Source organism: Pirellulales bacterium, from assembly GCA_019636335.1.
GTDB lineage: Bacteria > Planctomycetota > Planctomycetia > Pirellulales > JAEUIK01 > JAHBXR01.
Map to the genome: position 1 here is coordinate 83,127 of JAHBXR010000009.1, position 20,801 is coordinate 103,927.

The 20,801-nt window shown below is 62.6% G+C and carries 17 protein-coding genes; 9 read left to right on the plus strand and 8 right to left on the minus strand.

The window, feature by feature from the left end; genetic code table 11:
• Window positions 1-38: 38 nt before the first annotated feature.
• Window positions 39-899, minus strand: coding sequence for a HAMP domain-containing histidine kinase (locus KF708_11030; GenBank protein MBX3413212.1), 861 nt, complete (start codon window positions 897-899; stop codon window positions 39-41).
• A 434-nt stretch (window positions 900-1,333) separates the two neighbouring features.
• On the opposite strand from KF708_11030, the gene KF708_11035 reads away from it, so the two are divergent.
• Together KF708_11035 and KF708_11040 are read left to right on the plus strand one after the other, a co-directional pair.
• Window positions 1,334-2,512, plus strand: a complete 1,179-nt coding sequence (locus KF708_11035) for an ADP-ribosylation factor-directed GTPase activating protein isoform b (protein MBX3413213.1) — start codon at window positions 1,334-1,336, stop codon at window positions 2,510-2,512.
• Between the two features lie 333 nt (window positions 2,513-2,845).
• A complete protein-coding gene (locus KF708_11040; GenBank protein ID MBX3413214.1) occupies window positions 2,846-4,204 on the plus strand; it encodes a hypothetical protein in 1,359 nt (452 codons plus the stop codon).
• On the opposite strand, the gene KF708_11045 is transcribed toward KF708_11040, so the two are convergent.
• Window positions 4,201-4,881: a hypothetical protein gene (locus tag KF708_11045; GenBank protein MBX3413215.1), complete on the minus strand. Its 681-nt coding sequence runs from the start codon at window positions 4,879-4,881 to the stop codon at window positions 4,201-4,203. The two genes, KF708_11040 and KF708_11045, sit on opposite strands and share 4 nt — an antisense overlap.
• A 237-nt stretch (window positions 4,882-5,118) precedes the next feature.
• Here KF708_11045 and KF708_11050 point away from each other — a divergent pair, with 237 nt between their 5' ends.
• The 4 genes from KF708_11050 to KF708_11065 all read left to right on the plus strand — a co-directional run bounded on the left by KF708_11050 (window position 5,119) and on the right by KF708_11065 (window position 9,378).
• Complete coding sequence (locus KF708_11050; GenBank protein MBX3413216.1) at window positions 5,119-6,171, plus strand: phosphotransferase; 1,053 nt, start codon at window positions 5,119-5,121, stop codon at window positions 6,169-6,171.
• A complete protein-coding gene (locus tag KF708_11055) occupies window positions 6,168-7,193 on the plus strand; it encodes a nucleoside hydrolase (protein MBX3413217.1) in 1,026 nt (341 codons plus the stop codon). Before KF708_11050 ends, KF708_11055 begins: the two co-directional genes overlap by 4 nt.
• Before the next feature lie 21 nt (window positions 7,194-7,214).
• Window positions 7,215-8,579: a TIGR04283 family arsenosugar biosynthesis glycosyltransferase gene (locus KF708_11060; GenBank protein MBX3413218.1), complete on the plus strand. Its 1,365-nt coding sequence runs from the start codon at window positions 7,215-7,217 to the stop codon at window positions 8,577-8,579.
• A gap of 343 nt (window positions 8,580-8,922) precedes the next feature.
• Window positions 8,923-9,378 carry a response regulator gene (locus KF708_11065; protein ID MBX3413219.1) on the plus strand — a complete coding sequence of 152 codons (456 nt, stop codon included), beginning with the start codon at window positions 8,923-8,925 and terminating at the stop codon, window positions 9,376-9,378.
• Between the two features lie 16 nt (window positions 9,379-9,394).
• Here the strand turns inward: KF708_11065 and KF708_11070 are convergent, their stop codons facing one another.
• Together KF708_11070 and KF708_11075 are read right to left on the minus strand one after the other, a co-directional pair.
• Window positions 9,395-10,264, minus strand: a complete 870-nt coding sequence (locus KF708_11070) for an endonuclease/exonuclease/phosphatase family protein (GenBank protein ID MBX3413220.1) — start codon at window positions 10,262-10,264, stop codon at window positions 9,395-9,397.
• Window positions 10,265-10,266: 2 nt separating this feature from the next.
• Complete coding sequence (locus KF708_11075; protein MBX3413221.1) at window positions 10,267-11,265, minus strand: sugar phosphate isomerase/epimerase; 999 nt, start codon at window positions 11,263-11,265, stop codon at window positions 10,267-10,269.
• 262 nt (window positions 11,266-11,527) lie between these two features.
• On the opposite strand from KF708_11075, the gene KF708_11080 reads away from it, so the two are divergent.
• The 3 genes from KF708_11080 (at window position 11,528) to KF708_11090 (ending at window position 13,715) form a co-directional block, all read left to right on the plus strand.
• On the plus strand, window positions 11,528-12,553 hold the full coding sequence (locus KF708_11080) for a hypothetical protein (protein ID MBX3413222.1): 1,026 nt from the start codon (window positions 11,528-11,530) through the stop codon (window positions 12,551-12,553).
• Window positions 12,554-12,630: 77 nt separating this feature from the next.
• On the plus strand, window positions 12,631-13,110 hold the full coding sequence (locus KF708_11085) for a hypothetical protein (protein MBX3413223.1): 480 nt from the start codon (window positions 12,631-12,633) through the stop codon (window positions 13,108-13,110).
• On the plus strand, window positions 13,110-13,715 hold the full coding sequence (locus KF708_11090; protein MBX3413224.1) for a hypothetical protein: 606 nt from the start codon (window positions 13,110-13,112) through the stop codon (window positions 13,713-13,715). The genes KF708_11085 and KF708_11090 overlap by 1 nt, the downstream gene beginning before the upstream one ends.
• Before the next feature lie 168 nt (window positions 13,716-13,883).
• Here the strand turns inward: KF708_11090 and KF708_11095 are convergent, their stop codons facing one another.
• The 4 genes from KF708_11095 to KF708_11110 form a co-directional block, all read right to left on the minus strand.
• The gene (locus KF708_11095) at window positions 13,884-14,546 is read right to left on the minus strand and encodes a hypothetical protein (protein ID MBX3413225.1); all 663 of its coding nucleotides are present in this window, start codon (window positions 14,544-14,546) and stop codon (window positions 13,884-13,886) included.
• 274 nt (window positions 14,547-14,820) lie between these two features.
• Window positions 14,821-18,615, minus strand: coding sequence for a protein kinase (locus tag KF708_11100; protein MBX3413226.1), 3,795 nt, complete (start codon window positions 18,613-18,615; stop codon window positions 14,821-14,823).
• A 276-nt stretch (window positions 18,616-18,891) separates the two neighbouring features.
• Window positions 18,892-19,152 (minus strand): hypothetical protein, encoded by a 261-nt coding sequence (locus tag KF708_11105; GenBank protein ID MBX3413227.1) that lies wholly within the window; start codon window positions 19,150-19,152, stop codon window positions 18,892-18,894.
• A 154-nt stretch (window positions 19,153-19,306) separates the two neighbouring features.
• Entirely contained in the window at window positions 19,307-20,710 is a 1,404-nt protein-coding gene (locus KF708_11110) for a PEP-CTERM sorting domain-containing protein (GenBank protein ID MBX3413228.1), read from the minus strand.
• Window positions 20,711-20,801: the final 91 nt, after the last annotated feature.

Below are 20,801 nucleotides of genomic sequence, written 5' to 3' on the forward strand. Positions count from 1 at the left end.
TCGCCCCGTTTCGAGCGAATACCATTGAACGCCGCGCGCTAGCGCACGCTGCCGCGCCGATGGTGGGGGCGGTGAAGCTGGTGCGCGGGGGGCGGTACCTGCTCGCCGCTCGGCGGCGATACAGCCTCCGCGCTCTTCGGCAGCGAAAGCAGGAAGGCGGTTCCCTGGTCGAGCGACGGATCGATGCCAATCGTGCCGCCATAGTGCTCGATCGCCTTGCGCACGATGGCCAGCCCCATGCCGGTTCCATCCGGATGTGCCGCGGCGAGCCGCTTGCCCGGCAAGAAAATCTCGTCGCGGGCGGCCGCGGCAATGCCACGGCCATTGTCGTGGACACGCAGCCAGACGTAGCGAGAATCCCCCTTCGCCGGAGCCGCGACCTGGCCGATCTCGATTTTCGGTTCACGCGCGTCGCAGCCGTGTCGCGCGGCATTGCGCACCAGATTGGTGAAGATCTGTCGCAGTCGGACTTCGTTGCACCAGACAGTCGGCAAGTGGACCGCCACGGTCACTTCGATCCCGCGCTCGTCGAGCAGCGGGCGTTGCTCGAAGATCACCTCGCGGACGAGGGGGCCCAAGGCGACGAACTCGGCCTGCATGTCGACGCTGCCGGTCTTGGCCAAGAGCACGAGGTCGTCGAGAAAGCGTTTCGATTCGCGGAGACAGGCCTCGACATGGGCGAAGTTCTCCGACAACTCGCCCAGCGGATTCCGCCCGTGATTCCGCTTCAGCTTGCGCAGCGAGGCCTCGAGCACCATGAAGTTAGCCGACATGTCGTGCGAAAGCGCGCGGACGAAGTGATCCATCTGCTCCGACTCGCGGGCAGGCGCAGAAGATATCGATTCGCGAGCGTGCTTCGACTCGGTCAAGTTCGCGGGCAGGTGCGGTTTTGTCGTCATGGTGGAAGTGGCAATTCGTGCGGTTCGTTGGTTCGCAGTACGGTGGGCGCCTGCTAGCAGTATCGGCTCCGCAATCGTCAAAGCTTACGCACTCTCACGCATCTGCTTGCATTTGCTAAAGTTCCGTCCCGGGGCACGCGAAAGAACCTTGGAAGCCGATCGCGGAGCGTACGATGAGTCGTCCAGGGCATGAAAGAACGCCCGCGAACCGCTACGACCGGCAAGGTTTTCGCGGTCGATGCAATCCACCCGATCGGCTAGATTTGCCAGCCCTCGGGTGGTATGGTCACGGGACGTGACTCGCGTGCGTCGCTTGCAGGAGACATCGCCGACGTTATCCACGCGGGGTCAAGGAGGCCTCCGCTGACCTGATCCTGGTGATCGCCTGGTGGAGGAGACCACGGGCACCGCCAAACGGTCGAGGCCTCCCCGTCATGTTTTCCGCCCGTACGCTCCTGCCGCCTCTCGTCGTCCTGGCCGCTTTAGGCCTTTCTGGCTGCTCGCAGGAGGTCGCTCTCGACGAGATGCCGACGGCCCCCTTGGCCGTTCAGGAATCGGATCTCCCCAGCGACGAGGAGATTCGGACTCATATCGATCAGGTGCTGGCCTACACCGGGGCGCGCCATCTCAACGCCCAGGAACATGCGGCCTGGCAAGTCGTGCATGGCATCGTGGGCTTTGGCCGCGGCCTGCAGATGTACAACCAGGGAGAGCTTGTCTCGGCGCTCGACTACCTGTTGGCGGGTGGCACGTTGCGCGGCTGGAACCTATTTCCGGGCGATCATGGACTCGAAACCCTACTCGAGCAAGGCTCGAAAAGCGGCCAGGGGCATCCCGACCAGTGGCTCGGCTATCTCTCGCTGTGCGGGCTCGAAGCGGATCAGACGATCGTCGTGCAGGGCAAGACCTTCACCGTCAACGATCTCGTGACCCAGGCTCAGTGGGATATCTACGACGGCATGGAGGCGAGCTGGACCCTGATGGGGCTGAGCACGTACCTGCCGCTCGACGCGAAGTGGACCGCCCGTGACGGCTCGGAGTGGACGCTCGATCGCATCTGCGAGATGGAAGCCGCCCAAAACCTGGGCGAAAGCGCCTGCGGCGGATCGCACCGCATGTGCGCCCTGACCGTGGCCGTGAATCGTTATCTGGCCGAAGGGGGCGAGTTGAATGGTGGCTGGCTGTCCGCCGACCAAAAGATTCGCCAAACCGTCGACATTTGCCGCCGCTTTCAGCAAGCAGACGGTTGCTTCTCGACGAGCTACTTCGAGCGACCAGGCAATTCGCCCGACCTGTCGCTGCGCATGAGCACCACGGGGCACACGCTCGAGTTTCTCACGTACGCCTTGAATGACGAGGAGCTCAAGGAGCCGTGGGTGACGGCGGCCGTGGTGCGGTTGTGCAAGATCTTCGACCAGACGCGAGACCTGCCGATGGAGTGTGGCGGTCTGTACCACTCGGCGCGTGCCTTGCAGAACTACCGCTTGCGTCGTTTCGGTGCGCCGGCGTTCGTCGGTGAGGAGGTGGCCGACGGCAGCGCGACGTCCGTCGATCAGGGGGGCGAAGCCGCTGCTGCCATTGAACCCGCCGGGGCCGTGCCCGTCGCACGCTAGCCCTCCCCGTTCGCTGCGGTGCGACGCCTTCACAATGATCTCTTGGCCTGCGGGCTCGGTCCTTCATCAGGCCAGGCGCCGCAGGTCGGTGTTTTTCGGATTGACGTCTTTCGCGACGCCAGAGGGTCATTTAAGCTGGCTCTACTGGGCCGAAAAGGCTTGTCGCATGGACCCCTTCAGGCTGCCGGGCACAGTCCCTTCTGGCGGCACTGGCGAATTGACTCTCGTCTCAGTGTATGCTGGAGTAGAGGTTTACGACCGGAATCGGGGATTCTCCGCCCATACCGTGGCAAACGGATGTGGCTCTGTCTTGTCGTGCGTTTCGAGGGATGTATGCAGCCGTATCTGCGCGCCACCGTGATCCCCTCTGTTCCTTCGCCATGCGCGATTACGGCCAGTGGTACCCGGCATCGAGCGGCGCTGCGCCGTCGGCGCGAGCGACGTGGGGTCTCGGGCATGGTGGTGACGGGCATCCTCGTCGGCGTGCTCGTGCTGCTCTGCCTGGTAGTGGCGTGGTCGGTGGTGAGCAATTCGGTCGAACCCTATCGTCCGACCGAGCACCAATTCCCTCCCTTCACGCAATACGCCAGCCAGTATGAGAACCTGGCGCGCGAGATCGAGCGCGACTTCAAGGAAGGAAACTCCAAGCTGCTCGACGAGCGCATGGACTGGAACGCCATGTTCGCCGAGGCCACGCAGGGGTTCAATGATGCCCCCGAGCTGCGGCGCGGATTCGTGACCAATCTCTTTACGCCGGATCGTTGGGGGACTGATATCGTCGGACAGATGGGCGAATCGGGCAGCTATCGATTCCTGCGCGTGCGCGAGGTGGATGGCGAGCCCCGGATTGTCTTTCGCCTGGTTTCGGCGAGCGGCGAGCCCGACTACCACGAGTACGTGCCGCTGGTCGATGCCGAAGGGAAGGTGAAATTCGTCGACGTCTATGTCCACTCGTTCGGCGAAAAGCTCAGCCGCACGCTGCGCCGCGCGGTGCTACCGATTCTGACTCTGACGCATCGCAGCATTCTGGCGAGCCTGTTCGGCCGACCCGACGAGTATATCGACAACAGCGATAAGATCGTCGAAATCAGCAAGCTGGCCGACACGGGCGACCCGAGCCAATTGGCGACCGCGGTCGATATCTACAACCGCTTGCCCCCTTCGGTCCAGAAGGACAAGAACCTGCTAATGACGCGGTTGCAGATCGCCGAGTCACAAGGGGGACCGAATTACCGCCGCACGATGAACCGCATCGAAACCGACCTGGCCGAAGATCCCGCCACGGATCTGCTGTTCTTGCGGCATCGCATCATCGGCCGCGAGACGACCAAGATTCAGCCCTCTCTGTTGCGGCTCGACGAGCGCGTGGGTGGAGACCCTTACATCAAGGTGATCCAGGGCAACCTGCAACTCGAAGCAGATAACATCCTGGTGGCCAAGCTGCTGTATCGCGAGGCGCTGGCTCAAGACCCCGCCCTCAGTTACGCCTACGAGGCGCTGATCATCGTCTCGCTGCGCGAACGAGAATTCGGCGAGACGGCCCGTCTGCTCCGTGAGTACGAATTGAAGACGGGCGTTCGCCTGGGCGATCTGAAGTCCGCCCCGCAATACTCCGATTTCGTCAAGACACGCGAGTATCGTGAGTGGCTCGAGTCGCGACCGCGCCGTACCCAGACGACGAGCACTCCCTAATTGCTGTCGGTTTCGGCGGGCGTGTCGCTTTCGACGGGCGCTGCGGATGCAGGTTCGTCCTCTGCGGGGGCCTGCTCTTCAGCAGGAGGCGGGGACTGGGTTTCCGGTGTCTCTGCCTCACCACTTCCGGGTGGCGGCTGCCGCAGGGTTGCCGTCAGGTAAAAGTGCGGCTTGCCCTCGGCGTCGAAGCTCACCATGGTGCCCGCGCCGTTGTTGTGGGTAAAGAACATCAGTCGCTGGCCGGCGGCGTTCTGCGTCGAGATCATACCGCCGCCGTTTTCGGCCGAGATCAACGTCAGCGGTAATTCGGGCTGTACCCCGAAGACGGCAATCTCGCCGACGTGATTGTTGTCGTCGCTGCCAAGCGCCACGCGGCGGTTGCCATCGGCGCCGAGTAGTTGAAACTGCCCGGCACTGGTATTGCCGGTGTCGAGAATAAGGCGATCTTCGCCCCCCAGCGCCGTGATGCGGGCACTGTGCGCGACCAGGCCGCGCTCGCTGAGCGAGGCCTGCTCCTGACCGCTGGCTCCCAGCACGCGTAGTCGGCGGCACTCGACCACGTCGCATTGGACGACGTCGGTATCGACGATGGTCGCCGAGACCACGCGATCGTACATGGCCAGCCCGATCGAAAAGAACAACAGCGGATAAATCGTCCAGCGCTCGCGGCTCGACATGGAAGAACCTCGGCAGGAGTGTTGTGAAGGCGTGGCGATGGCGCGCCGATCTTCGTCATGGCGCGGTCGATCCAACGCAAGGTCTCGAAGAGGGGCGGACAGGGCTGATTGTGACAACCCGGCTTCGCACTGAGAAGGGCGTCGCCGCGCGGCTTCCGCACGATTTTGGCGCATATCGTGCCCGGCGCCGGGGGGCTAGAATCGGGGCGACTGCCCCACCGATCTGGATGCCGATGTATGAACAAGCGCGAGATGCAGGCCGCTTATCCGGACTTTCCCTGGCTGGCGGCCGATGACGAGTCGACTGTCGAGCGCGTGCTGCGCGAGCGTTCGTGGCTGGCCCGGGACGAGCGCGTGGTCGGCCTGCGCCCGGCGGGCGAAGGCAATATGAATCTGACGCTGCGCGTGGAAACCGACCGCCGCACGCTGATCGTCAAGCAAGCCCGCCCCTGGGTCGAGAAATACGACCACCTCGCCGCGCCCTGGGAACGTGCTGAAATCGAGGCTCGCTTCTACCTGCGCGTGGCCGGCATGGCCGGCGTGGCGAGCCGTATGCCGCGGTTGTTGGGCGCTCAGGCCGGGATCCGCACCCTGTTGCTCGAGGATCTCGGTCCCGCAGCCGATTTCACCTCGCTCTACTCGGGTGGAACGATTCGCGCCGCCGAGATCGACGAGTTGGCGGCGTACGCGGCGGCCTTGCACACGGCGACGCGCGGCGTGGATCTGGCCGGGTTTGAAAATCGCGCCATGCGCGCGTTGAACCATCAGCACATCTACGAATTGCCCCTCGACTCGCAGAATGGCCTCGAGCTCGATCGTTTTGAACCAGGGCTAGCGCGATGCGCGGAGTTCTTACGCGCCGACGATGATTATCGCGAGGCGGTGGCCGAGACCGCCGCGCGCTACCTGGCCGATGGCGATACGCTGCTGCACGGCGATTACTTTCCGGGAAGCTGGCTGCGCGCAGATGATAGTCTGCGCGTGATCGATCCGGAATTCTGCTTTGCGGGGGATCCGGAGTTTGATCTCGGCGTGGCGCTGGCGCATTTTGCCTTGGCCGGCGTGCCGGTCGAGGCCGCCTCGCAGCTTCTGGCGGCGTACATGGGTTTGGCCGATCGTGTCCTGATCGATGCCGAATGGATCGCGCGCTACGCGGCGTGTGAAGTCATGCGGCGCTTGATCGGCGTGGCGCAGCTCCCCCTGCCACCGTCGACCGGTCGCCGTGCCGAGCTGCTCTTGCGTTCGAGAACCGCGATCCTGGAAGGGCGCTGGAGCATGTTATGGCCATGAGCTTTGTTCGCCGCCAACCTGGCTGGATCACACTCGCGCTAGTGGCGGCTTGGTGCGTCGTGGTGCATCCCGGCAAAGCCGACGATGCGCCCGCCGCGCCAAAGCCACGCGACGTGTGGCTCGACGTCGATACGGCGACCGGTTTCGGCGACGTCGACGATGGGCTCATGGTGATCCAGGCGTTTCACTCCCCCGAGGTGCGCATCCGCGGCATCAGCGTCGTGTTTGGCAACACGACGCTCGAACGGGCCGTGCCGATCGCGCGCGAGATCGTCGAACGCTTCGGGCCCGAGGGCTTGAGCGTGCAGGCGGGCGCTGCCTCGGCCGAAGAACTCGGCCAGGAAACGGATGCAACTCGTGCGCTGGCCGGGGCGCTCGAGGAGCGCCCTCTGACCGTGCTGGCCGTGGGGCCGGTGACGAACATCGGGACGCTGCTCAAACGACATCCCGAGCTGGCCTCGCGCATCGAGCGGCTCATCATGGTGGCCGCCCGACGACCGGGGCAGCGCTTCAAAAGCAGCGACACGCAGCAGGTGCCCCATCGCGATTTCAACTTCGAGCTCGATCCCGCCGCCATGCAGATCATTCTCGATACCCAGATTCCCCTGGTGTTTGCCCCCTGGGAGGTGTCGTCGCACGTCTGGCTGGGCCGAGATGAACTGGCACGATTGCGTGGCGCCAGCAAAGCCGGCGCCTGGATCGCCGAGACCTCGGAATACTGGATCGCTCTGTGGGAGCGCGACATCACGCCGCGCGGATTCAATCCGTTCGACACGTTGGCGCTCGGTTGGGTGACGCATCCGCAGTTGATCGAGTCGATGCCCGTGACGGTACAGATCGAACAGGCAGCCGACGATCGCGCGACGGCCGAAGAGCGCGCGGCGGGGAAGATGAAACCCTACCTGCACGTGCGTCCCTTGGCCGAGGGAGAAACGCCCGCGCGTTCGGTGATCTATTGTCACACGCCCCAGCCCGGCTTCACTCCGCTCTTGCTCGAGCGGTTGTCGGGCAAGTCTCTCTGACTTGTGGTCGAGGTGAGCACGATGCCGCGTTGGCTTCGCCTGGGCACCGGTCGATCTGCCGAGCGGTTGTTGATTTTTGCCCGCTATCCGGAGGTGGGCACGACGAAGACGCGGCTCATCCCCGCACTGGGCGCGAGCGGGGCCGCGCGACTGCACGCCGACATGGTGCGGCATACCCTTGCTTGGGCCGATGATCTTGCCCGCGTGCGCGACGTCGCGGTCGAGATTCATTTCGCTGGCGGAGATGAGGCCGGCATGCGCCGCGAGTTCGGCGCCGGTCGACGCTATCGTATCCAAGCGGGAGCGGACCTCGGCGCGCGCATGGCGCAAGCGAGCGCGGCCGCGTTTGCCGAAGGGGCCACACGGATTGTGATCGTCGGGACCGATTGCCCGGAGCTATCCGCCGAGCGAGTAGCCGAGGCGTTCCGAGCGCTCGATACGCAAGAAGTGGCGCTCGGCCCGGCGGTGGATGGGGGCTATTACCTGATTGGGCTCGCGCGCCCGCGGCCGGCGCTCTTCGCCGGCATCGATTGGGGAACCGAGCGCGTGCTGGAGCAGACACTGGCGGTGGCACGGCGGCATGTCCTGTCGGTGGCGAGCTTGGGCCCGCTCGCCGACGTCGATGAGCCGGGAGATCTCCCCCGCTGGCAGCGCGTGCAGGCTGGGCGATCGTCCGCACGATCGATGGCGAGTCTTTCAATCATCATTCCCACGCTCGATGAAGCAGGCGGGCTCGCCGCGTCGCTCGGGGCGGTTCGGGCCGGGATCGGTGAGCAGGACGAGAGCGAGGTGATCGTCGTCGACGGTGGCAGTCGCGACGATACGGTGGCGATCGCCCGAGAGCACGGGGCGACCGTCATCGCCGCCGAGCAGGGTCGTGCCTACCAGATGAACGCGGGGGGCCAGGCCGCCCGTGGTGATACCCTGCTGTTTCTACATGCCGACACGTTGCTGCCGCAGCGCTTCGCGAGTGTGGTGAACGAGACGCTCGGCGACCGCGACGTGCTCTTGGGCGCCTTTCGCCTGCGCATCGAGGCGCCGGGAATCGGCTTTCGCGCGGTCGAGCAATGGGTCAACTGGCGTGCGACCTGGCGCGGACTTCCCTACGGCGACCAGGCGCTCTTCATGCCAGCCTGGGTCTTTCGCACCTTGGGAGGCTTTCCGACATTGCCGATCATGGAAGACTTTGTCCTGGTCGACACGTTACGCCGGCGCGGTCGCGTGGCCATTGCGCCAGATGTCGTGTGTACGTCAGCACGTCGCTGGCAGCGGCTCGGCGTCGTGCGCACCACGCTCGTCAATCAGGCGATCATCGCGGGCTACCGGTTGGGTATCTCACCGCAGCGCCTGGCCGCTTGGTATCGAGCGGGCACGAAACGCGACTAGCGCCGTGTCGAACCCTGATTTTCGGGTGCCATCGAATCTCACCCCGCGGGTTGCTCATTCCTCGGGTCGCTGCGCGACACCGACCATCTTGCTTGGACAGAGCACTGAGGGGTTCCCTGTAGAAACCGCCTTGCCGCGCGGCATTCGCCCCCTACGACTCGCATCATCCTATCCCAGGGATTGCCGACACGTGCAATCGGCACTCGGCGGAAAACGTGAACTATTCTTCACTGTAGTGGGGAAACAATCGGCGCTACTCGTATACCCCGAGAAATTGCACCTCGCAGGTAGACGATTGCCGCGCGACTCAGCGATTTCCCTCCCGATACGCCAAAGGGCACCCATGCACGACGAACCTTTGCTCGATTGTCGCGTTCTCATTGCCGACGACATGGGCGACACGCAACGACTCTTTGCCTGCATTCTGCGCACTGCCGGGGCAATGGTGACCATCTCGCGCGACGGGGTCGAGGCGGTCGAATTGGCCCTGGCCCTGCCCGTCGAATTTGGCGACGGCCGCCGCATCCTCAGCGAACCGTACGACGTGATCCTCATGGACATGAACATGCCGATCATGAACGGCTACGAGGCCACGCGCCGTCTGCGCGCGGCGGGCTATAACGGCCCGATCATCGCGCTCACGGCCTACACCGAGGAGCACGATCAGAAAAGCTGCCTCGAGGCGGGCTGCGACGAGTACGTCGCCAAACCGGTCGAGCGCCACGAGCTGATCGAGCTCGTCCGCCGGCACGCGATTCGCGCCGCGACGAACGAACCCGCGATGGGCAAAATCGGCTGAGCGCCCGCTGCTACTTCTACTTCACGCGGAACGTCGCTTGCACCGGATAATGGTCCGACAGGGGGCGCGCCGGATCGGGCGATTCGAGCCGCTGCCAGGTGAGGGGCTCGATCCCCTCGCCGTGATAGAAGATGTGATCGATGCGGATGTTGCCATCGAACATCGTGGTGATGTTGTCGTCGCGACCGTCGTCCGAGGCGATGTCCGATACCAGGTACGAATCGCGCCAGCCGTTCGAGGTCAGGCGCGGATAATCGCCCCGCTTCTGGCTGGTGTTGAAATCGCCGAAGAAGAACATGGGCAGGTTCTGTTCGAGGAAAGGCACGAACTGCTTCTCGCACAACTCGGCCATCCGCTCCTGGCAAGGGGATGAATTGTCGAAGTGCGTGTTGAACGCGTACAACTCGCGCCCCGTGGGAAGATGTTTCAACCGGGCCCAAACCAGGATCCTCGGCAACGCGTTGCCGAAACCGACCGAGACGCGATCGGGCGTGGGGGATAGCCACCAGTGACCGCGGTCGACGACCTCGAACAGGTCCCGCTTGTAGAAGAGGGTCGCATCGGTATAGCCGGGCTTCTTCGCGTCGTAGAAGACCGCGCCGTACTCCGGCAGCGCTGCTTGTAGATCTTTCACCTGCCGGGGGGTCGGTTCCTGGAAGCCGATCAGATCGGGATTCTTCTCGCGCAGCAGATCGACGCAGAGATCCTTGCGGTCTTTCCAAGGCCCGACGCCGTCGGGCGTCGAGAGTTCGACCAGGATATTGAACGTGACAATGTTCAGATCGAACGGCTTGCCGTCCTCGGCCGCGAGCGAGACCCGCGAACCGACTGCCAGCGACACGAGCACGAGCCAAACGACGAGCCAGCGAGCGAACGAACCAGACACGCTTACTTCTCCGCAAACGCGGCGTCGAACGCCACGCGACTAGGGGTGAAATCGATCCGGCGGACAAACTCGCACGCTTCGCGTGCGCCCGCCTCGCGGTCCATGCCACTGTCTTCCCATTCGACCGACAGGGGTCCATCGTACCCGAAGACATTGAGCGCGCGGATAATCTCTTCGAAATTCACACCGCCCCGCCCCGGCGAACGGAAGTCCCAGCCCCGTCGCGGATCGCCGAAGTTCAAGTGGCTCGACAAGATACCGCTACGGCCGTTGAGCGTGACAATCGCATCCTTCACGTGTACATGATAGATGCGGTCGGGGAAGGCCCGGAGGAATTCGACCGGATCGATCCCCTGCCAGAGCAGGTGGCTGGGGTCGAAATTGAAGCCGAACTCCTCGCGCCGGTCGATCGCGGACAGCGTCCGTTCGGCGGTGACGATGTCGAAGGCGATCTCGGTCGGGTGTACCTCGAGCGCGAAACGCACGCCGCACTCGCCGAAGACGTCGAGAATCGGGGTGAACCGCTCGGCGAAGAGCGCGAAGCCCGCCCCGATCATCTCTTCACTCACTGGAGGAAACGAATACAGGAGCGGCCAGATGCTCGATCCCGTAAAGCCGTTCACCACGCCCACGCCCAGCTTCTGCGCGGCCTTGGCCGTCCGCTTCAGTTCTTCGGCGGCGCGGGCATTCACCCCCTCGGGCTTGCCGTCGCCCCACACGTAGGGGGGCAAGATCGCCTTGTGGCGCGCGTCGATCGTATCGAGCACCGCCTGACCGACCAGGTGCGTGCTGATGGCGAAGACGTCGAGATCGTAGCGTTCGAGCAGGTCGCGCTTGGCGGCACAGTAACCATCGTCGGCCAGCGCCTTGTCCACCTCGAAGTGATCGCCCCAGCAGGCCAACTCGAGCCCCTGATAGCCGAATTCATTCGCGCGGCGAGCCAGATCCTCGAGCTTCATGTCGGCCCATTGGCCGGTAAAGAGCGTGACGGGACGCGGCATGTTGTTCCTTCCTGGATGGGCCGGGGGCCGTGCGGGGCGCCGTCGCGGAATACGGCGCGAATCGCCCGTCATTCTGCCAGATCCCGCCGCGCCTGCAACCGAGAGACGCGGTGCTATACTTGCAAGTGCGGTTCGTTCGATCGCGATTCTTTTCCAGGCACAGCACGTGCTAGCAGATTTTCACGACCCACGTAAAGTTTCTGGGGGGCACTGGTGGCCGGGCCCCAACGGAAAAAGCCGTTGGTCGCAGCCGTGGAAGTGCGTGCGGATCGCGTGCCGAGCTCTGTTGCTGGTCTGCATTCTGCCGTTGGCGGCGCGGGGAGCGAACCGCGTCGAGTTCGTCATCGGCACCGAGCCTGGCGTGCAAAGCGTGTCGCTCCAGCAGTGGTATCGCCTGGTGACCGAGGCGGGCGCCGCCCGGCTCGATATCCGCGCCGTACGTGCCGGCGAGCAGATCGAGATCATCACGCGCGAATCGAGCGCGGGCACGACCTACGAAGTCCACGGACGTCTTTCGTCGCGGGGCGAGTTGGTAGTGCCGGGGGCGCGGTTCCGCGCCAACGATCGCTCGAAGCTGGCCGCCTGGATCAAGGAGATCGCCGGATCGGGACCCCCCGCCGCGCCGGGCGAAGTTCGTCCGTTCGGGCTTTCGCCCGCCGATTTCATCAAGGTGCGCGATGACCTCTCGCGTCCGACGGCGGTCACGACCTCGGGCGTGGAACGGCGCACGGCGATCGAGCGATTGCGCAAGGGACTCGCCTTCAAGCTCGTCGATCGCGGGCTGCTCGATGCCGCCATCGTGCCGCACGAAATGGTGAAGGAAGAGCTGCGCGATCTTTCGCGCGGCACGGCGCTGGCCTGTCTGTTGCGACCCGCGGGATTGGTCGTGCAGCCGAAGCGCCAGCCGACGGGCGATCTCGAATACCTGGTGCTGAGCGCCGAGCGGGCCGAGGAAGGCTGGCCGGTCGGGCTGCCGGCCGAGGAAAACCCGCGCGAGACGCTCCCCGCGCTCTTCGATTTTCTCACGGCCGAGGTGAGTGGCCGACCGGCGAGCGACGTGGTGGCTGCCGTGCAGGCGCACATCCAGGCGCCGATTCTGTACGATCACTATGCCCTGCGGGCCCATGAGATCGATCCGGCGAAGTCGCTCGTCTCGCACCCGGAGAAACGCACGTATTATCTCAATCTCTTGCGGACGGCGCTCTTTCAAGCCAAGCTGACGAGCCAGTTGCGCGTCGATGAAACGGGGAAGCCGTTCGTGTGGATTACGACGATCCAGACGCCGTAGTCGGCATTGGAAAGCACAGGCTGGCAGCCTGTGCCACTTTTGTCGTCGAGCAACGCCAGCACGCGGGAGCAACGCCGATGTTCACGGGCGAAAAGGTCGTCGCGACGCTCGAATCGCTCGGCGTGACGCACGTCGTGTGGCTGCCCGACTCCGTCCTCGGGCCCTGGGAACGCGCCATCGAGCAATCGTCGATTCGACTCGTGCGCGTCTGCCGCGAAGGAGAGGCCTGGGTCATCGCCGCGGGTTTGCACCTGGGGGGCGTACGGCCGGTGGTGATGATCCAATGCACGGGACTCTTCGAGTCGGGCGACGCCCTGCGGAACGTGCTGTTCGACCTGGGGCTGCCGATCTTCTCCATCATTGGCTATCGCAGCTCGCTCGTGCCGAATTCGCCCGACACGGCGCGGCGCTTTACCGAACCGATCCTGCAGACCTGGGGCATCGACTATCGACTGCTGGCCTCGGACGACGATCTGCCGCAACTGGCCGAGCATTTCCGACGCACGCAAGGCGCGGCGAAGCCGGGCGCGGTGCTTATTGCGGAAGGACGGATGTGATGCACGCCGCCACGAGGCTACCGCACGAAACGTCCCCGCGCACGATGCCCCTCGTGCCGGCGCTCGAGATCTTTCGCGACTGGCGGCGCGACGAGATCGTCGTGACCACGATGGGCACGGCCCGCGAGTGGCCGAAGCTCTCGCAGCACCCGCTCGATTTTCATTACATCCCGTCGGCCATGGGGCATGCACCGGTGCTCGGCCTGGGGCTGGCGCTTGCGCAGCCCCAGCGCGAGGTGATCGCCTTCAACGGCGATGGCGGCACGCTGATGAGCCTGGGCTGCCTGGTGACCATTGCCGCCGCCGGCGCGGCCAATCTCACCCTCATCGTGCTCGACAATGGCATTTATGAAGTCACAGGAGGGCAGCGCACCGCGGCGCCGCAAGTCGATTTCGCCAGCCTGGCCCGGGCGGCCGGATTCCAGAGCGTGGCCACGTTCGACTCGCTCGAGGCGTGGCGCGGCGGCATTGCCAGCGCGCTGACCGCGCCCGGGCCGCGGTTTGTCGTGCTGCGGGTCGCGCCGGTGGGAGACGATTACCTGCTAGAATCCCCCGGCCCCATCACCGAGCGCCTGGCCCGTTTTCGAGCGGCGCTCGCTACGTAGCTCCAACGCATAGCACCGACGAGCTTGCGGAAGTTGGCCCAACTCAGTCGCAAGCTCGTCGGTGTTGCGCAGCAACACGAGGTGCTGTGAACGCGCGTGATTCAGCGAGTCGAAGGCAAAGGCAAAGAATCGCTGATCGTCTCCGGCTCTGCATGGCGAGCGGGAGACTTATTTCTTGGCCCCCGCCGATTTGAACGACTCGGAGAAACGCTTGAGCGTTTCCACGGCCTCGGCCGACGGCTGGCCATTCTCGTTCGGAGTGTCCTGGAAGATGACCAGTCGCGACACGCCGTCTCCGCCGGGCAGGCCGTAGACCTGGTCGATCAGCTTGTTGCCGACCAGCGTCAGGTCGAGCTGCGTGCCCGCGATCGCTTTGCCCTCGAGCGTGAGCTTGCAGGGCTTCTTCGCCACTTCGGCCCCTTGCCCCGTGAAGTTCTCTTCGAGCGATTCGACCACGCTCTCGGCGGACGTGTCTCCCTGGAAGGCGAAGAACATGATCTTGAACGTCGTGCCCGAGAGGGTCCAGACGGCGACGTTGGGATCGGTGAGATCGGCCTCCCAGGTGAAGTGGCGCGGATAGTCGAAGCGCGCGCCGCGCAGGTCGAAGACGCGGTGGGGGTCGATGTTCAGCGTGACCTTCGGGTCGGAAAATTTGCCGGAAACCTGGACCGGCTTGCCTTCGACGATCGGAACAGTCTTGTCGCCGAGGGTGAGCGAGAAGGTCAATCCCGGTTCAATCGTTTCATCTTGCGCGGCTTGCTCGGCCAGTGCCGCAGCGCCAGACAGACAGGCGAGGGCCGAAACAATCAACGCGACGTAGATAATCCGCATGGCAGGTACCTCGGGGTGCGGGGAGAGATCGTCGTTTGCTACGAGAGCATACCACGCGCACTACCGCCGGGACGGCCTGAACGCAAACCAAGCAAGAGGCAGCAAGAGCCTGAGGCCGGCGGTGCGATTGTTTGGCGCGGAATGAGATGTTTCCCGGGTGAGGGGTTACACATGATCTGCGCCTGTATGTTGCCGTTGTGCTTGCAACAGCCACTACTTTTGGCTGTGCTGCGACGATGATTGGCGAACGCGGACAGGCAAAGTCCATTCGTCTTCAGTTTTCATCTGACTGATGGCCTCCACGCACAATTCGGATTGTGCCATCACCTCCCGCCGATGCTAACTGCTTGCCATCTGGACTGAATGCGACCGCCGTAACTTCACCGTCGTGGCCTCTCAGTACGAGGGTCTCACGCCCGGTTTCCACATCCCACAACCGTACCGTACCGTCGAAGTTCGCCGTAGCGACTCGTCTACCATCTGGACTGAAACAAACGTCTCTGAGCGAGCCTTGATGTTCGAGCCGATGCAATTCTGTACCGGTAAGCGTATTCCAGATTCGAGCGACGCTATCGTCGCCTACGGACGCCAATTGTGTCCCACTAGGGTTGAACGACACAGAGAGCAATCTGCCTTTGTGGCCAGTCAATGCAAACAAGGCCGTTCTAGTCTCAACATCCCACAGCGTGCCGGTTGACAAAATACTAGCGTTTCCATTGACATTCTCCTTCACCTGGTAACCTGCAGATGCCAAAAGCTTTCCATCTCGCGAGAATGCAACCGCCTCGACTTGTCCCAGTTGATCATCGATTGTTGACTGTGCCCGTCCCGTCTCTGCGTCCCAGAAGCGAATGGTCTGGTCGTCGCCTCCTGTCGCGATGTATCGCCCATCCGGGCTAAAAATGCCGCAGTTCACGCTTGATTCATGACCCTTGAGAGTGAGGATTTCGTCGCGCGTACTGGTGTCCCAGACGCGCGCAACGCCGTCCCACCCACGCGATACTAAGCGTTTTCCATTTGGACTGAAGGAAACACTACCAGACCAGTCGGGATCTTTGTCCTTCCAGAGAATGGACCGCTGTTCACCAGTTGCGGTATTCCACAAGCGAACGGTTGCGTCCCACCCGGCTGATGCAAGCGTCTTACCGTCTGGGCTGAAGGCAATCGAAACAACACGTCCTTCATGGCCGCGAAGCATGCCAACATTGGGGTCAGCGTTTGCGTCCCAAATACGGACGGTCTTGTCTTGGCCCATCGACACCAATTGGCTTCCGTCTGGCGTGAACCCAAGAAACAACACGGTGTTGCTATGGCCTCTAAGACAACATTCCTCTCGCCCGCTCCTCACATCCCACAACCTGATTGTGCAATCATCACCACCGGTAGCAATTCGTCTACCGTCTGGGCTGAACGCGACCGACGACACTTGCCCCCTATGGCCCCAATACGTGCAGAGCGACGCCTGCGTGGTCATATCCCACACATGCACGTGATCCGAGACCAAGGCGAGGAACTTGCCATCGTGGTTGTAGAACGCATGGAATAGTCCTTTGGACTTTTCACTGGCTAACGTTCGAATCTTTAAGCCGTTTGCGACATTGTATAATTGCACCTCGGAGCCGGGAAAAACAAGTTGTGTGCCGTCCGGACTAAAAGTGGGAATACTGGACTCGCGTTCGTCGTGCTGTATCTCCAGGCTAAGATTACCAGTGACAGGGTCCCAAAGTCGCGCTGCGAATCCATCATCAGTCAGCAGCCTTGAGTTACATTCGCTGAAAGCTAAAAGACCTGCGCTTGAATTATGCTCTGGCAGAGATTGTAACAGTACTCCCGTGTTGGCATTCCAAACTCGCACGGTATTGTCACTCAGTCCGCTGAAATCGAGATTCATTTCTTCAGTGATGGGCCCTCCTGAAGTCGCCAAGTATGCTCCATCCTTACTGAACGCGATCGAATAGACTGAAGAACTATGTCCGCGAAGCGTGATCAACTCTTGTCTCGTCGCCACGTCCCACACTCGCGCCAACTTGTCAGCTCCACCCGATGCGATGCGATTACCATCCTCGCTATAGTCAACGCATAAAACAGCACCTTGATGCGCGGAAATGGAAGAGAGTTCTCCTGTGTCCAAACTGATAGTTTGGATCGTTCCATCGAGCCTCCCTACAGTCAGGAATCTGAAATCCGGACTGATGTCTGCATTGAGAAAAGCTGCATCCAAATCATCGCGGTACACGATCCGAGATTGATCGCACTGATTTAGCAAGTGCCCCCATTCAAATCCTCGGCGATCAGTTCTAGAATCATCGGGAAATAGCGTACTCAGCACCTCGCGTGCCTGACGAACCGAGTTGTTTTCGATCAATAGTGCAGCGCGGTTTAATTGTGCCACATAAAAACTCGCGTGCGATTCATTGAGCAGTGATTCCGCACGCGTGCGCTCTTCCGCTTCCCGCTCAAGAGCTTCTTCTGCTTTCTCGCGTGCCAATTGTTCGTCGGTCGTTTTTTGCTGCGCCAACATGCGGGCCGATCGCTCACTGTCGCGTGAATTGCGAATACCGATCACAGATATAGTCGAGCCTGTTGCCAACGCGAGCAGAAGTAAGAGAATTGCTACTGTAAGTCCTGCCACTGTGCGATTTCGATTCGCCCATCTCCAACTTCGTTCAATCCGCCCAATCGGCCGCGCGAAAATCGGCTCTCGCTTGAGGAATCGTCGCAAATCAGCGGCGAAGTGCTCGGCCAACACGTACCGCTTGTCCGGCTCCTTCTGTAGCGCCTTGAGGCATATCGTTTCCAAATCCTTTGGAATTTGATCGTTCAATGTTCGCGGGGCACGCGGATCGTCGTTCAAGACCTGATGCAGCAGCATCCGCGCATTGCCCCGGAAGGGACGCTCGCCGGTCAGTAACTCGTAGAGAATTACTCCCAAACTGTAGACGTCGCTGCGGCCATCGACCTTGTGTGACTCGCCTCGCGCTTGCTCGGGACTCATATAGGCCGGCGTGCCCAGGATCTGCCCTTCGACAGTAACGGTCACCTCGCCGGCATCGCGCCGCGCCAGCCCAAAGTCCATCAAGTGGGGTTTGCCCGACTCGTCGAGCATCACGTTTGACGGCTTCACGTCGCGATGGATGATCCCACGAGCGTGCGCGTAAGCCAGAGACTCAGCGACGGCTGCCACCAGTTCTGCCGCCTCTCGCGAATCGAAACGCCGCGCGGTTAAAAGATCGGCCAGCGTGACTCCCTGGACAAACTCGGTGACGATGTAGGGAAATGACTCGCTGCGACCGGTCTCGTAAACCGGCACGATCCCCGGATGGCGCAATTGTGCCACGCTGCGCGCTTCGCGGAGAAAGCGATCTTCGTCCTCGTCGCTCGACAGTTGCCCACTGCGCGGAATCTTCACCGCCACAATGCGATCGAGTTCGGTATCCTTCGCTCGGTAAACCGTGCCAAAGGCGCCTCGTCCAACCGCTTGGAGAAGTTCGAACTTGCCCAGGCGCGGCAACTTCTCCGGCTTCCAGGTTTGCGTGCGATCGTGATCGATCCGGAAGCTGCTGCCGCACGAGGGGCAGACCACTTCTTCTTCAGAGTCGTCATCGACGATTTGAATGGCGTTTTCGCAGTGGGGGCAATTGAGCCGTACAAGTAGTCGTCCGCGCGGAGGCAGAGGACCGGCCGTGATATTGTCTGCCAGTGCCCTGGCCAACTGCGGAAAACGCCGTTGATACTCGTCGAGCGCAAGCCCTGGTTCGCTGCGACGGCGCAGTTCGTACTCGAACCGCAGGAGATCGACGACGAGCCGATCGTCGGAGGCTAATTCCGCAAAGCGAGCCAGGTACTCTTCGACACGCGGCGCTTCGCCCGCTTTGAGTCGATACTCGATATCGACGTGGATCAGCTCGGTAAGCCAGCGGCGGCGCTCCTCCGCTTCAGCCTCGGCCAGGAACGCGTCGATCGCCGGCCGATCGCCTGACTGCCAGGCTTTCTCGAAGCGTTCGACAGCGTCGTCAAGACGCAAATCCGCCGCCGTCCGATCGAAAGGACCTGTCCGGTCGCTGGACATATCTGGCGCCCACTTGAAGGTTACGGTCACCCGCCAGCGAGCCCACGCTCGCTCAACGTATGGCTTCTAGTCTGACAATTCTGGGCAGACACAAGGCCGTCTTGCAAGCAGTGGCATCCGCCAAAACTCGTCGTAGACAAGCGGCTTGTGCGGGCTAAAGCAGCCTAGGATTCAGGCGCGACAAAAGCACTGCGGACGGATCGTCCGAAATAGAAGGTCGAAGAGGATGTCTTCGAGGTCGGACTCGGCAATGGACGTCCAGAGGACTCGCGGCATTTAACCGAGGATTCCTTCCTGGGCCAGACGCTTTCGCAGGCGTACTAGAACCTTTTCGTCGTCGAGCGGTTTAGAAAGTGCCTGCTCGCTCTGCTCGACTGCCAGTCGATTGCGTTCCTGCCAGCGCGTGAGCTTGTCTTGTTCGAGCTGATCGAGCGCGTCCATAGCGTCGCGCAGGACATCGTCCTCGCTCTGATAGGTACCCTGGGTCAACCGGGCCTGCAGCCGTCCGCGGATATCGGATGGAATGTCGTATGCCATAAACAAAGCTTACCGCGCCGCATGTCGCAGAACCAAGCTGTTTTTCATCCCCGACGACCGCAAGACAGAAAGACTTAACGCAAAGACGCGAAGGCGCAAAGCATTGATGCACAAGTCAACCACCACCAAGAGCCTCTCGTTGCGTCCTGGTGTCTTACCGTTTCTGATTCTGAGGTGAACGCCTCCGTAGCGAGCGCTCCGCCAGTAGTGCCGTGCCCCCAATGAAAAGCATCGCCCACGTCGCCGGCTCCGGCACCAGTACGTGGGTGTCTCCCAGCAAGACGATTTCCAGCGTATCGACGCGCGCCGGATCGAGCGGCGTCACGACATGCGCAAAGCGGTCGGTGTAGGCGAAGTTGTAGGCCTGCGTCACTTCGCTCAGCCTGGCGGCCCATTGGTTGTAGAAGCGCTGATCGCTTTGCAACGCTGAAAACAGATCCATCATGGCGAACCACTGCTGGCTGTCGAGCGTGCCGACCGGCTGGCCGCCGACGAGCGCGGTACTGCCGATCGCGCCGATGTTGAAGCCGGCCAGCAGGTCGCCGATCATCCAGCCATAGACGTCGTTCAGCGGGTTGAGCGCCGTAGTCAGATTGCCGTCGAGGTAATAGAACGGGTTCGCGCCATACACGCCCGCCGGGTTGGCCAGATCGCCATACTTGAAGAGCAGCGTGCGCGTCCCGATCTCCGTGCCGCTGCCAGTGAGCGTGATATTCTTCTCGCTATCGATCGTGGCGGTGAAGCGATAGTCCTGCGGCTTCGTCTCGGGGGTGAGCGGGGCGGGGCCCACGCCGTGAAAGCGCCCCGCGATCGTCGCCAGCACGCCGCCATGCGCGGGAGCGTACGTATCGCGCGCATAGGTGAGATACGCATCAAAGTTGTCGTAGTGCGAGCTGGGCAGGCCCGGCGGCGGCGGATAGGAACTCGGCCCGATCACGCGGACGAAGTTGCCACCGGCATCGCGCACCACGGCGGCATCGCCCGGCGAGGTCAAGCCGCGCAAGGCCGCGAGCGTGACGTCCGTGGGCGAGGCGGCGAGCGAGTTGACCAGCGTGCCCGTGGTGCCGCCGCGATAGACATTCAGCTCGATGGGGATGCTGAAGTAGTCGATCGACGTCGTGTTCGCCACGTCGGGCGCATTGCCGTGATAGGTCAGCTCGACCTTGTCGTAGCGCTTGAAGTAGTTGGGGTCGTTGGGCGACACGGCCGAAGGTTCGTAGCCCGCGTGCGTAAAGTTCCACGGGCTGCCGTACGCCACGTATATCCGCCCGCTGAAACCGGCCAGATCGATTCCCCGTGGCAACGTGTCGAGCGTGTACCAATGCTCGCTGCCGAACTGGCTCGCTGCCATGGCCACGCCGGTAGCGACGTTCGTGGCGTAGAGGGTCTCGGGTCCGACGAAGCCGATGTAGACTTGCGAATCGTCGTAGGGAGACTCGTTGCGAAACTGCACGGACAATGGTCCGGCCAGCGACGTGCGAATGCCGCACGACAGGGGAGCCACGAGAAAGCAGACCGTGAGCAAGGCGGCCGCGCCGGGCCGCAAGAAGCATCGCATCAGCGCCTACCCCAGGGGGTGAGAGGGTAACACGTCCCCGCCGTGGCCTGCGCGAGGAAAAGTGCGCCTTGCGCAGCCAACTCGTCTTCGA